Source organism: Virgibacillus sp. AGTR (assembly GCF_016919725.2).
Taxonomy (GTDB): domain Bacteria; phylum Bacillota; class Bacilli; order Bacillales; family Amphibacillaceae; genus Virgibacillus; species Virgibacillus salarius.
In genome coordinates, this window is sequence record NZ_JAJERH010000043.1 from 21,059 (window position 1) to 34,581 (window position 13,523).

Below are 13,523 nucleotides of genomic sequence, written 5' to 3' on the forward strand. Positions count from 1 at the left end.
CTTATAAGGATAAAATCAACTACCGCCTCTAAAACTACTACTTTAGTTCGTTATAAATATCAAGATAACGTTGTGCGACTATTGGAGAATCATGATATGTCTCAATATATTTTCTTCCCCTTTTTCCAAGCTTATTCCAGCTCTTTGGTCTTTGGATTAGTTCTTTTAGTACGCTTGTAATCGTAGAAGGATTCGCATTTATGATTGGGGTATTACCGGGGTATTTAGTCACTAGGTCTTCCCTTAAATAGCAAATAACAGGCTTTCCGAAGGCCATTGCCTCAGAACTAATATACCCGCTAGCCCCAATTCGTAACTGATCAATAACAATATCAGCTTGGGACAGCAGATTCCTTGTCTCTTCATATGTAATCCCTTCAAGCAATTTAAACTGAAAAGGTATTCCTGATTCCTTTAAATCATGAACAGCTTGTAAAATAAATTCTGTCCCCTTAAGATCGCGCGAGGTAGGAGCATGAACAACAAGTGGAGATGTTTTTCGTGGGTCAGGGTACTTTGGCTTAAAATTACGGACATTAATAGTATGTGGAATAATATGTGTATGTTTATACATGTGTGAAATATACCCTTCCAATTCAGGGTCTTGGACAACGGCATGATCAATATAGCCTGAAAGAGTAAATACATTGCTATATATTTTTTCTTCCGTCCATTCAGGTTTCACACGAACATATGGGTTTAAACGCTTTGCAACGGACAATACGCGAATATCAGAACCATGATGATGTACGATCATTTTCTTACCTGCTTGCTTTAACATGGCTAGATCCCTTTTATCAGAAAAAAAAGTTTCACCAAAATGAAAGTGAAAGATGTCATAGGTTTGCATCGCTTCTTCTAAAAATTCGTTGATTCTTTTTTCCCTTTCCGTAGGTGGTAATAAATTTAAATGTAGGCACATATCTGGTTGAAACTTGTATATATTGTCGTTAAAATGGCATGCTGTCGCCTCGACTCCTTTTGCTCGTAATGCCCGACATAATTCAATCATAGGGGCACCATAAGGTAAATGTAAGACTTTCATTAGAATTCTCCTCGTATATTAATATTTAGGCGTTATGTTTTCGCCCATTGTTTCCTATTCATTCTTATTTCTTAAATATTTTACGTGCGTTAAACCCGTCGCTTTACACTACAAACGGACACTTTCCGATGGCTAATTAGCACTATTCTACCAATTATCCATCCATTAATTTTTTATACACTTTAAATAGTCTATTTTCCATATGCTCCCAACTGAACATAGACTCCATTATCTCTCGTGCATGATAACTCATCTCATCAAGCTTATGATTTTCTAAATAAAGTAAAGCTTCTACGTAATCTTGTGCATCAGCCTTTAGTTTGGGGACAACGTAACCACATCGATACGTTTGAATAAATTCAGCCATATCTTTGCATTGATTTACTAAAACAGGAACACCATTGTTTAAATAACTAAAGAACTTATTTGGCATAGCAAATCTGTTATTTAAAGAATGGCTGACGTCTAAATCAATCCACCCTATATCTGCATCTTTCATAGCTTTTGGTATGGAATCATAATGCTGCCAACCAACAAATTCAATATGATCATTAATATTCGTTAGGTTGTAATGATTATTATCGTATTTATCTGCCTTCCATCCCCCAATTATTTTGGCTTTTACAGGCATTTGCTTATTAACTAATTCCAATATATGAACAAATTTATCAAAGCTCCCTCTCTTTTTATTTACTGTGCCTTCATACACAAGCGTTAATTCGGAATTGTTCGTTTTCTTCGGTACATAATCCCTAGCTAACGGTGGAGAATTATAAATTATTTCTATAGGGAGATTGAGATTAAAGGATAAATACCACTCTTTAATTGATTCAGATACAGTTACCAAATAATCTAACTCTTTTAGCATTATTTTCAGCATCTGAATTTTTATTTTCAACGTTTGGATAGGCTGTTTTAAAAGGGGGTCAGGTTCTAATTCATGACTATCATAAACAAGTTTGCATCGTTTTCCTTGAGACATGAATGCACGTTTGATCAAAATACCAGAATATAAAGAAAAAAATTCATGTGCATGATAAATATCAGCATCCTGCTCAATCCCTAGTTGTGTTAACGGATCTGAAAACTGATTATTCTTTTTCGACTGGAGGTTATAATGCAATGTTTTTATATTTTTTTCCGGGAACATTTGCTCATATGTAACTATCTTTATGCCTTCATAATAAAACGTTTTTTCTAGAAAACGTTCAGTAAATGTACTACCGTCAATATCAAATAAATACCCCTCTATTCTGGGCACAATCATCGTTACACGATACCCTTGTTTTAACAGGCTCTTCGCTTCCTTTTTAAAAATACGAGCATCCAGAAAAGGATGCTCCGTTAATAAAAAACAAACATCTGTATGCATTATTACCCTCCCAATAATAGCCTCAATTCATTCTATAACAGAAAATACGGTTGTCGGTTTCCAACTAAGGATTGATAAACCGCCAATAAACGTTTTTCCATATGGCTCCAGCTATAGGTTTCTTGCATAACGTTTCTTGCATTCTTACTCATTATCTGCCATTCATTCGGGTATTGGTGCAAATATTTTATCGCATCTATATAATCCAAATAGCTAGGATTTCGTTTATTAATCACCATTCCACAGTAATACGTTCTAATAAATTTCTCTAGATCACTACATTTATTTCCTATAACAGGGATGCCATTGTTTAAATAACTAAATAATTTAGCAGGCATGGTAAAGGCATTATTAAGTGAATGTGATGGATCAAGATCTATTAACCCAATATCTACATCCTCCATGGCTTTCAGTAGATCATGATAATTAATCCAACCAAATAGCTCTATCCTTGATTGTAAATGTTTTGGTATGGAAAGTGTTTCCCCGTATCTTGGGCCACCAATGATCTTAAAGTGAATATCATTATCTTCATTGTAAAAATCCGTTATTGCTTTTATTTTCTCAAAGGTTTCTTTTGATATATTTCCTTCATGTGCTACCACAAGTGAATGATTAGACCCATTTTTTTTCTTGATATTTGGTGTTAATGATGGCGCATTATACACGACCTCTATGGATAGCAATGGATCTATAGATAAGTACCAGGATTTAATCGATTCAGATACTGTAACAATGTAATCAACCTCTTTTAAATTATCTTGGAGTGTCCTCATCCATCTTTGCTTTGTTTCAGCATTGATTTTTAAAGAGAATGGGTCTGGAATTATTTGTCTGCTGTCATATATTAATTTAACCTTTTTATTGTTCTGCTGTCTTAAAGCACACTTAATTTCTTTACCATATGTAAATGAATTCAACTCATGGGCATGATAGAAATCTGCATTCTCTTTCAATCCTAATTGATAAAGAGGATCAGATAAATAATTAACGGATCTTTTTTCACTATCATAGGTAACAACTTTAATGCCTTGATAATAAAAAACCTTATCACGAAATTGCTTGGAAAATGGTTTTCCATCGACATGAAATAGCAGACCGCCTTTTCGTGGTGCAATAATCGTAACATCAAAACCATGATTTAAAAGGCTTTTGGCCTCACATTCAAATATACGTGAATCTAGAAAAGGAAGGTAACATAGCAACATACATACCTTTTGATTCAAAAAAATCCCCCTATCTTTACTGTCTGAATTGAATATAGTCCTTCTTTCTACTTAATAAAGTATTAACACTCTAAATAAAATATTCATACATATAATTGAAATATGTGATGTATTTTTCACCGCTACATGAAATATTGGAGGATAACTTATGGATTTACAATTACAAGGTAAGAAAGTACTTGTTACTGGTGGAACAAAAGGAATTGGTAAAGCAATAGCAGAAGCCTTCCTAAAGGAAGGGGCCAAGGTGGGTATTGTAGCTAGAAATAAGTTAGAACTAGAAGCAGTAAAAAAGGAACTTGGTGTCAAGATTTATACAAAAGATATCGCAAATAATCAGCAAAGAGAACAATTAATATCTGATTTTATAAACGATTTTAATACAATAGATGTTCTTGTTAATAATGCAGGGGCTAGCTATGGAAAAAGTATTTTAGAAACACCCCCCAATCTCTTTAATGAAGCGATGAATCTCAACTTTATCGCTGCTGTTCATTTAAGTCAATTAGCAAGTCAGCACATGATTGCTGAAGGGTCCGGAGTAATTATAAACATCTCTTCTATTTACGGAAAGGAATCAGGGGGAGTTCCAGCTTATAACGCTTCAAAATCCGCTTTAAATAGTTTCACAAAATCGTTTAGCTCTGAAGTAATAAAACATAATATTCGTGTTAATGGTATTGCTCCAGGTGCTATTTTCCACCCCAACAAGGAATGGAAACGACGAATTAAAAACGACCCACACTTCTTAGACAATTATGCACAAGCTAACATACCAGCAGGAAGACTTGGTAAACCAGAGGAGATAGGAAATACTGCTGTTTTTCTTGCATCAAATAAAGCTTCGTGGATCGTTGGATCTACAATTAGTGTAGACGGTGGACAGTCACGATTGAATTATTAAATGAAACATGGAAGGGAAGGGCAACATGAAAAGGCAGTCACTTAAAAACAGTACTATTTTAGTCATTGGTGGAGCGGGCTTTATTGGAAGTCACTTAATAGATAAATTAATAGAAGAAAAAGCTAAAGAAATTATTATTTTGGATAATCTTTTTACCGGAAACAAAGAAAATTTAACCTCTGCTCTGGAAAAGAATAATACAACGCTTTATATCGATAATGCCGAAAACCAAGAAACCCTAAACTATATTATGGAAGAACACGACATTGACATTGTTTTTAACTGTGCAACCAAAGCATTGAATTATTCGTTTATGAATCCAGCCAATGCCTTTTTAACAAATGTTATAGTTTTAAAAAATTTATTAGAATTACAACGAAAAAAGAAATTTAAAACACTGTGTCATTTTTCATCATCAGAGGCATTTGGATCATCTCAGTATCAACCGATGGATGAAAATCATCCTTTAGCTCCTACAACAACTTATGCCGCCGGAAAAGCTGCTGCTGATTTGATGTTACAGTCTTATGTAACCATGTTTGATCTAGACGCATTTATTGTTCGGCCATTTAATAATTACGGGCCTAGACAAAATTTCACAGGACCTCTAGCTGGGGTTATTCCTACAACGATTAGAAAAATACTTTCTAATGAAATTCCTGAAATTCATGGCAGTGGTCAACAAACAAGAGATTATATATATGTGAAAGATACTGTCGATATCGTGACAACACTATATTCCGTAATTCCTCCAGGAGATTCTGTAAATATTACAACAGACCAACAGTTATCGATTGAATATATAATGGAGACGATCATTGATGAAATGAATTATCAAGGAGAGATCCTTAGAAAACCAAATCGAAAAGCTGATGTTACCAGCCATAGGGGATCAATGAAAAAATTGCAGAGCTTGATTGGCTCCTATAGTAAAACTGACTTTAAGGATGGTATTGCATTAACGATAAATTGGGTAAAACAGCAGGTCACTGAAACGAACTAAAAAAGAGCTTTACGCTAGTTATTGAGTAACTCATGATATACATTATCTAATCGGTTCTCCATTTTCTCCCAGCAATACGTTTCTTCCATTACTTTTCTAGCGTTTAGACTCATTTGTTTCAATACCTTCTTATTATTGGCTAAATATAGCATAGCTTCAGCATAATCTGTAGCAGTAGCATCTCTTTTATTAATTACTAAACCACATCGATGGGTTCGTAAAAAAGATTCCATCTCGTGGGAGCGGTTTACTACAATAGGAACACCATTATTTAAATAACTAAAGAATTTATTCGGCATCGCATAGGAACGATTAAGTGATTCATGTAAATCTTCATAATCAATCCAACCTACTTCTACATCTTTCATATGTTGTGTAATAGAATAATAATCTACCCACCCAGTTAATTTAATTTTATCCTTTAAATGATTGGGAAGTTTAAATGTATCACCAAACCTCGTTCCACCTATAATTTTAAATTGAAATCCGATGGAATCAGCACATTTTTCTGTAATTTGTATTATTTTATCCTTACTTCCCCTTTTATAATCAATGTTACCTTCGTAACAGGCAATTAGACCATTTCCGGTAAAGTCCTTTGGTTGAAATTCTTTAACCAATGGATGCGAGTTATATATGACCTCTACAGAAAATGTGGGATCTTGGGAAAGAAACCAAGACTTTATCGAATGTGAAATGGTAATGATTTGATCAACTTCTTTCAGCATAATTAAAAGCTTCTCTTTCAAGTTATTGCGATGACTCTCATGGTTTTTAGGATCGAAAGGGTCTGGTGTTAATTCATGACTATCATAAATTAACTTTACTTCTTTATTCCTTTGCTTTAATAACCTTTTTACACCAATCCCAGCAAAAAGCGATAAATACTCATGAGCATGATAAACGTCTGCATTTTGTTGTATACCAAGTTCTGTTAATGGGTTACTGAACCCTTGTTCCCACTTAGATACGGGAGCTACGACTTTGCTTAATGGTGCTCTACTTTCTTCAAATGAATAAGTGACTATCTTAATTCCTTCATGCATAAATGATGAAGAAGTAAATTTATCTTTTATAGGAGTACCATCTATGTCAAACAAATATCCATCCTTTCTAGGAACAATTAATGTCACATCATAACCTAAATTTTTTAAACTTTTGGCTTCTCGTTTAAATATTCTAGAATCTAAAAATGGGTGTTCTGCAACTAACATGCATACCTTTTCAGACAATTTTTCATGCCCCTTTCCTGTATTAAAATTGTTTTAGATATCTAACTCTATTATTCTATTTTTTTACTTTTCAAGTCATGTGCAGACTAGCGATAAGGATATAAAAAATCATAATTTTATACTGTAAGCCTTATATAGAAAGGAGAAAGAAATGCACATTTTAACTATAGTAGGCGCAAGGCCACAGTTTATCAAAGCATCCATGTTATCTAAAGCGATCAATTCCCAATCCAAAATAAAAGAAATCATGGTACACACAGGTCAACATTATGATGATAATATGTCTACCATCTTTTTTGACCAATTAAAGCTTGCTAAACCAGATTATTATTTAGGTATAGGTTCTGGCTCTCATGGTGAACAAACTTCTAAAATGCTATTAGAATTAGAAAAGATTATGATGTCTGTTAAGCCTGATATTGTACTTGTATATGGAGATACGAATTCAACCCTTGCAGGAAGCATCGCTGCAGCAAAACTCCATATTCCCTTAGCTCATGTTGAGGCTGGTTTACGTAGTTTTAATAAAAAAATGCCTGAAGAAATTAATAGAGTGATTACTGACCATTTATCAACATTGCTATTTTGTCCAACGCAAACTGCTATTAATAATTTAAAACACGAAGGCATCAACAGAGGTGTTTATTTAACGGGAGATATTATGTATGATTCTATTCTTTACTTTAAAGATCATGCTATCCAACAATCTACCATTTTAGAAGATTTATCACTTACAAATAATAATTATTATCTTGCCACTGTTCATCGAGCAGAGAATACCGATCAACCCGAACATTTAAAACAAATACTAACTGCATTTCAACAATTAGCTAAAACAGTAGTCCTTCCATTACACCCTAGAACTAAAAGTAAAATTAAACAATATAAGTTAAATGAATTAATTGATTTACCTCATATCAAAACAGTAGAACCATTACATTATTTTGATATGTTAGCATTAACTGCTCAAGCAACAGCAGTTCTAACTGATTCTGGTGGTTTACAAAAAGAAGCCTATATGCTACAAATTCCGTGTATTACATTAAGGCAGGAAACAGAGTGGATTGAAACTGTACAGACCGGCTGGAATCAGCTAGCAGGATATAATACGAAACAAATAGTAAATAATGTCAGGAATCTAAAGACTCCTAATCATTCTCCTCCACGGTTTGGTGACGGAAAAGCAGCCTACGCTATTCACCATATTTTAATGAATGACTTTTAATTTAAAATAGAAACCTGAGAAAATGAGACTAAATATACAGATACAATAAAAGTGAAACTTCAATCAGTTGGGAGTTTTTGTTTACCCCACTGATTGCTAGTACCACAAGGGTATGACCTAAAGGCACTGGAACCAATCGGACATTTACTGGCAGTTGATCCCACACTTATCCATATCGGTTTCACTATTGCTTGAAGTGGGGATTTTACTGCCAGTTATATGCGGGATTAACGATGATCTTTCTTTCCAGAGCCCCTTGATATCCCCAACTTAGGGGGAAACACAGACGCACTGCCCCTATTGTCTTACGCATCTCATAATAGGGGGAGCACTGCGATGTACAAGCCTACCTTCACATAGAATCGAGCTTCTATAACATTCTTTCCTATTTAGAGAACAATTCATTTGTATACTTTTATTTGAATTATACAGTAACTTTTCCGTCTAAATAGCCTTTCCATCTTTGTAATGCTTCGTTCATTTTTGCGTCCTTCTCTATCGAGTTTAATGCAGCTAATAAATGGATATGGGTAATATGATACCCCCACTTTGCTACATTTGGATAACCTCCATCCGTTGTATAATGCGTTAAATCATAAGCAGTGCGTGATCCCAAATCATATAAAGGTAACATTCTTTTTAGCGAAACAATTCCTTCTTGATATAATTTTTTTGTTTCCACATCACCACTTTGTTTATAAAGATCATATAACCCAATTAATGCAAACATGAAGCCATTCAAAATAAAACTAGGTGGATCTGTTGGACATTCTTCATAGAACATGTACTTGTCTTCAAACTTAGCTAGCACCCCATTGTTATTTGAAGGGATTTTAAACATTTTAGTGGCTTTTAATGCACTTTGCTCATACTTTTTATCTCTGGTAAACGCAGTAGCCCTAGATAAAACAGACATGACCATACCTAATCCAATAGCAGAATACCATGGAGACTTGATTTTATTTAACCTAACAGGGCAATAGTGAAGATCAAATTGATACGACCACCCTCCTTGTTCGTCTTGATGATGCATAAACCAATCAGCTACTTTTAAAAATTTTTGCTTACTTGCATATTTCTTCTCTTTTAAATAAATGCTATAATGTTGCAGCCCATATTGAGCAATTGTAGAAGGATTAAAATATTTTCCATACGTGTAAACTGTTTTGGGAATACCATTAATAAATTCAACATTCCAATTCTCTACACGATTTCTGTCATAATGTAAGTAATTACCTTGATAATCATATTGATCTATTTCTAAATAACGAGCCTTCGTAATGAAAATTTTCAGCAAATTATCTGTTTCTAGCCACTCTTTTTCAACACCATAACCTTTTTCTAGTAAAGTTATTGGAATTAGAAATTCATTACCAATTCTCTTCCCAACTGCTTCGAATTGATTATGCATCAAAACCATAATATCTTCTATCTGCTTTGTATTTATCTATATCAACTCTCTTCTGATAAATCTATTTTTTTTGCGGGTATGCCTACAGCTATTACACCATTTTCTAAATGCTTTGTAACAACAGAACCTGCACCGACTATCGTGTTGTTTCCAATATTGACCCCCGGTAGTAATGATGCATTGTTTCCAATTTTGGCACCATTTTTAATAAAAGGTCCCTTTAGGCTATAACTTCGCGCTCCCATATACTTATCATTAGACATTGATACACAGGGACCAACAAATACATTATTTTCTATTATAGTATCCCCTGTAATATATGCCATTGTTTGAATGGTACAAGAGTCTCCAATTTGTGTATTTAGTTCAACTATCGCTGCTCTACCGATAACCGTTTTATCACCGACTATCGTATTTTCTCTGATACTTGCATGATCACCAATGAATACCTCTTCGCCAACTTGAGTACCAGCGTAGATGGATACTAGATGACCAATCCGTGTACCAGCTTTAATTACTAACTCGGTAGTATTCGACGTTTTCCGCATTCTTTGGTTAATAGCTGGCTTGATACCAAGAACACAATTACAGCCAATCATTACATTGTTATCAATTTTTGTTCCCTCTAAGATCACAGAGTTATGGCCAATTACAACATTCTCTCCAACTGTGACGTGATCCTCAATTGTAACATGATGACCAATCTGAGTGCTTTCAGGTATAGAAGACAAACAAAAACCTCCCATTATTGTGATTGAAGTATCTTTTCTATTTTCTTAACTAATTGTTGTGCTCGGTGTTGAACAGTATGGTGTTGATGAATAAACCGGTATCCTTGTTCAATAATTTGTTTCCGTTCCGTTTCATGAGCTAAAAAATATGCTGCCTTTTCTTCAAAATCATTTTCATCGATTGCGACAAAATGTACTCCTGGAATAAAGCCTATATCTTCTAATTCTTTAAAGGTAGGGGCTAATAGCAATGTTTTACAAGCAAGTGCTTCAAAATATTTTAGAACTGGATAATTATGTCTAGATGGACAAGTAAAAAATAGCTTTGATCTGTTCAATTCTTTTGCATAATTCTGCTCAATCATCTTTTCTTGTTCTTTCCCTCTGAAACTTTGATAACCTGGATGCCTGTAATAAATGAAATCAGCATTCCCCTCATACGTCTTTATAATTTTTTGCCTTAAGGGATACGTATCACTTACCGCTCCCATCAATAATAAATTGAAATCTTTTTTTAACTTATAGTCTTTACATACATCTATATTGACGAAATGCGGAAACCATTCCATTTTATCTTGAAATTCAGGATATAATGTTAAAAATTTATCTCTAATGACAGAAAACAAGTAGTCTATATTATTTTTATTAATAAAATTTCGTCTAAGGCTTATAAAGCGATGAACATCATTTACAAATAACCCAGTTGGTATATCAATATGAGCAAGGCCTTTTATCTTTGGTGACATGTGTCGATCAATATCATTTAAAAGTAAGATAAAATCTGGTCTAGTTTCTAGCTGCCTTAAAATATAGTCAATGTGTCCAGGCTTTCTCCATATTGTTAAATGTACAACATTTTTAAGCTCTTGTTCTAAATAAAAATAATTTCTGTTAATCATTTTTGAAGTGTCTTTTGCAATGAATAGTAAATTAATCAGGATAACACTCCTTCACAAAATTACTAACTGGTTAACTGCCAATTTTGAAGTTTGTCGTTATGACAGTCTACCTCGCTTTCTAGCTAATGCATAATATGTAAATAACTCGTATTCAAAGTGAGGAGAATTATATGAGAGTTGGTGTAATTGGAACTGGTAATATGGGAGAGAATCATATACGAACGTATTCGTCTATGTATCATCACTGCCAACTAATAGGTATATATGATATAGATGAAACGAAAAGAAATGAAATTGCTAAAAAATACAATATTAAGCCTTTCCCATCATTGGATAATCTCTTAAAAGAAGTTGACGCTGTTAGTATAGCTGTCCCAACTAAGTTTCATTATGATATTGGTTTAAAGTGTATTGATAATAAAGTACACATGTTATTAGAAAAACCTATGACCAGTACAGTAGAACAGGCAGAAGATTTACTTTATAAATCTTCAAAAGCAGGAGTCATACTTCAAGTAGGACACATTGAGCTTTTTAATCCATTAATTCAGGAACTTCTAAAGGTATTGGAAAATAAAAAAATAATTGGAATTGAATTTCAACGAATGAGTCCCTACCATGAAAGAATCAAAAATATCGATGTTGTAGAGGATTTAATGATTCACGACCTTTATATTTTGCAAGAAATTCTTAAAGAAGATAAACTCATGGATGTTCAGGCGTTAGGAAAGATAATTGACGGTACAATTAAACATGCTGTTGTCATTGCCACATCTAGGCAAGAGGTTATCGTACAGCTGACTGCTAGTTTTAAATCAAAAAGTAAAGTTAGAACCATTCAAATCCTCACTGAAGATGATTTTATTGAAGTCAATTTATTAAAAAAAGAAATCAACATACGAAGCTCTATTCTAACCAAAACTATTAAGGTGGATGATTCCATCCATCCATTACAAGTACAGCTAACTGATTTCATAAACTGTATTAAGGTCAAAAGAGAACCTTCTGTATCAGGAAATGAAGGAATAAAAGCATTATTAATCACCAATCAAATTAGTAAGGAAATTAGCAAAATAAAAAACGAGAACAAATATTTATAGAGAAAATTCAAATACCAACCAGTCTTAGAAAGTATGAATAATTAATATCTAATTTTATTTATATTCACTGGTTAATCATATCATTCATATAAATATTTATTTTCAAACTTGGGTACCGATGATTATTAAATCAAAACCATGCTATTACAAGAGTTAAAACCAAAACCACAATTGGATTATTTAAGTGTGGTTATTATTGGTCAATTTAAAACAATTGTTTCTTCTTTATTAGTCATTCAATTTAAAATCATGTAATACGTTCTTTTTTCCCCTAAACTCTAAGAATTTTTGTATATCTAAATATTCTCTGAAACAGGCAATCTACTCCGCCTGTTTCAGAAATTATATGCTGATTTTTCAGTACCAAGTCCCCTCTAATAAAAAAACACCAAAAACGTCATTAACCTATTTGAGCCGAATTCAGTTGGTCTACTTTACTATGAATTTTTCTTAGACCTTATTGTAATGAAGATAGTGATTTCCTTTTAACTGGTTTGCTACAGGAACATCATGGACAATCTGTATTATTACCCTCCTGTAGATACTTAAACTACTCTTTCTTCACCATGATATTATAAGGATCTGTCCCTCTACCGAACGGACAGTAAAAAGATTTCGTCCGAACTGATCCTGAGTAAACGACTTCCCCTCAGTTTGATGACATCTATACACTTTCTATACTCAGTAGTTCAATGGTTTCGTTTCCTTAATATTCACCTGACAGACTCTCTTTCTGTGTTTTCCCTAACGCTCAATACTATAACTTTTAACTATACATGTGGTCACACGTCATACCACCCCCTGTTGTACCTTTATTTCTGACTACTTGAAGATAAGCTTAATTGAGATTATTTCTTGAAAGAATCCTCTCTAACAGATGAAATACACCATCTTGGTTGTATCGGCTCGTTATCCTATAATTCTCACAGCACCCTCATAAAATCTCTTCAGGTAAGAATGAAAACTTTCCTCCCATGTAACTGCTAGATTTACTGTATGGGTTTCGGCAGTATTGGACTTTGTCTTATGTTACAGGCTTATCTGACCTAATCCAGCCTTCTATATAGTTTCTGTTCGTCAGTTCAGGAGTTTACGTCCAGCTTCCTTCAGTCACTACCTCACGATAGCCACCTTTCCATTCGCTAACAATTCCTACTGCCAAGCCTGTAGCAGACTTTCAACGCCAAGTTTTCACCCATGCACGGTGCATAACTAAGAAAAACCGGGCAAAAACCAGCCCGGTCCTTTCCTGTTTGCCATAGCTAGAGCACATCCGATAGTTTGTATTCGTGTCCTTGTACTCCTTTATAATACTCCGGATATATTTCTCCTCCACATTGTTCACAGCTGAATCTTGGTGGCGTAGTTGGGTCTC

At 33.9% G+C, this 13,523-nt stretch carries 11 protein-coding genes; 4 read left to right on the forward strand and 7 right to left on the reverse strand.

The genetic code is table 11. The annotated features are described in order from the left end of the window. Nucleotides 1–37: 37 nt before the first annotated feature. The 3 genes from JUJ52_RS15040 to JUJ52_RS15050 all read right to left on the reverse strand — a co-directional run bounded on the left by JUJ52_RS15040 (nt 38) and on the right by JUJ52_RS15050 (nt 3,643). Nucleotides 38–1,045 (reverse strand): glycosyltransferase family 4 protein, encoded by a 1,008-nt coding sequence (locus tag JUJ52_RS15040; RefSeq protein ID WP_205389502.1) that lies wholly within the window; start codon nt 1,043–1,045, stop codon nt 38–40. A 154-nt stretch (nt 1,046–1,199) separates the two neighbouring features. Then, nucleotides 1,200–2,417 carry a glycosyltransferase gene (locus JUJ52_RS15045; protein WP_205389501.1) on the reverse strand — a complete coding sequence of 406 codons (1,218 nt, stop codon included), beginning with the start codon at nt 2,415–2,417 and terminating at the stop codon, nt 1,200–1,202. 32 nt (nt 2,418–2,449) lie between these two features. Continuing rightward, entirely contained in the window at nt 2,450–3,643 is a 1,194-nt protein-coding gene (locus JUJ52_RS15050; RefSeq protein WP_205389500.1) for a glycosyltransferase family protein, read from the reverse strand. 148 nt (nt 3,644–3,791) lie between these two features. On the opposite strand from JUJ52_RS15050, the gene JUJ52_RS15055 reads away from it, so the two are divergent. Both JUJ52_RS15055 and JUJ52_RS15060 read left to right on the forward strand, forming a co-directional pair. Continuing rightward, a complete protein-coding gene (locus JUJ52_RS15055; protein WP_026682478.1) occupies nt 3,792–4,547 on the forward strand; it encodes an SDR family NAD(P)-dependent oxidoreductase in 756 nt (251 codons plus the stop codon). A 25-nt stretch (nt 4,548–4,572) separates the two neighbouring features. Further along, entirely contained in the window at nt 4,573–5,550 is a 978-nt protein-coding gene (locus JUJ52_RS15060; RefSeq protein ID WP_026682477.1) for a dTDP-glucose 4,6-dehydratase, read from the forward strand. Nucleotides 5,551–5,564: 14 nt separating this feature from the next. Here JUJ52_RS15060 and JUJ52_RS15065 read toward each other — a convergent pair whose 3' ends face one another. Next, nucleotides 5,565–6,782, reverse strand: a complete 1,218-nt coding sequence (locus JUJ52_RS15065; RefSeq protein ID WP_226983609.1) for a glycosyltransferase — start codon at nt 6,780–6,782, stop codon at nt 5,565–5,567. A gap of 151 nt (nt 6,783–6,933) precedes the next feature. Here JUJ52_RS15065 and wecB point away from each other — a divergent pair, with 151 nt between their 5' ends. After that, complete coding sequence (gene wecB, locus JUJ52_RS15070) at nt 6,934–8,007, forward strand: non-hydrolyzing UDP-N-acetylglucosamine 2-epimerase (RefSeq protein WP_205389499.1); 1,074 nt, start codon at nt 6,934–6,936, stop codon at nt 8,005–8,007. Nucleotides 8,008–8,431: 424 nt separating this feature from the next. Here wecB and JUJ52_RS15075 read toward each other — a convergent pair whose 3' ends face one another. The 3 genes from JUJ52_RS15075 to JUJ52_RS15085 are packed head-to-tail and all read right to left on the reverse strand — an operon-like array spanning nt 8,432 to nt 11,048. Then, nucleotides 8,432–9,418: a D-glucuronyl C5-epimerase family protein gene (locus tag JUJ52_RS15075; RefSeq protein WP_205389498.1), complete on the reverse strand. Its 987-nt coding sequence runs from the start codon at nt 9,416–9,418 to the stop codon at nt 8,432–8,434. Between the two features lie 41 nt (nt 9,419–9,459). Then, nucleotides 9,460–10,149 (reverse strand): acyltransferase, encoded by a 690-nt coding sequence (locus tag JUJ52_RS15080; RefSeq protein WP_226983608.1) that lies wholly within the window; start codon nt 10,147–10,149, stop codon nt 9,460–9,462. 14 nt (nt 10,150–10,163) lie between these two features. Beyond that, a complete protein-coding gene (locus JUJ52_RS15085) occupies nt 10,164–11,048 on the reverse strand; it encodes a glycosyltransferase (RefSeq protein WP_226983607.1) in 885 nt (294 codons plus the stop codon). A gap of 170 nt (nt 11,049–11,218) precedes the next feature. Between JUJ52_RS15085 and JUJ52_RS15090 the strand changes: the two genes are divergently transcribed. Beyond that, nucleotides 11,219–12,148 carry a Gfo/Idh/MocA family protein gene (locus JUJ52_RS15090; protein WP_205389496.1) on the forward strand — a complete coding sequence of 310 codons (930 nt, stop codon included), beginning with the start codon at nt 11,219–11,221 and terminating at the stop codon, nt 12,146–12,148. Nucleotides 12,149–13,523 lie beyond the last annotated feature (1,375 nt).

Excerpts from the sequence above, each read along its gene's own strand:
- JUJ52_RS15040 (WP_205389502.1), bottom strand. The coding sequence starts at position 1,045 with ATGAAAGTCTTACATTTACCTTATGGTGCCCCTATGATTGAATTATGT.
- JUJ52_RS15045 (WP_205389501.1), bottom strand. The coding sequence starts at position 2,417 with ATGCATACAGATGTTTGTTTTTTATTAACGGAGCATCCTTTTCTGGAT.
- JUJ52_RS15055 (WP_026682478.1), top strand. The coding sequence starts at position 3,792 with ATGGATTTACAATTACAAGGTAAGAAAGTACTTGTTACTGGTGGAACA.
- JUJ52_RS15060 (WP_026682477.1), top strand. The coding sequence starts at position 4,573 with ATGAAAAGGCAGTCACTTAAAAACAGTACTATTTTAGTCATTGGTGGA.
- wecB (WP_205389499.1), top strand. The coding sequence starts at position 6,934 with ATGCACATTTTAACTATAGTAGGCGCAAGGCCACAGTTTATCAAAGCA.
- JUJ52_RS15075 (WP_205389498.1), bottom strand. The coding sequence starts at position 9,418 with ATGCATAATCAATTCGAAGCAGTTGGGAAGAGAATTGGTAATGAATTT.
- JUJ52_RS15085 (WP_226983607.1), bottom strand. The coding sequence starts at position 11,048 with ATGATTAACAGAAATTATTTTTATTTAGAACAAGAGCTTAAAAATGTT.
- JUJ52_RS15090 (WP_205389496.1), top strand. The coding sequence starts at position 11,219 with ATGAGAGTTGGTGTAATTGGAACTGGTAATATGGGAGAGAATCATATA.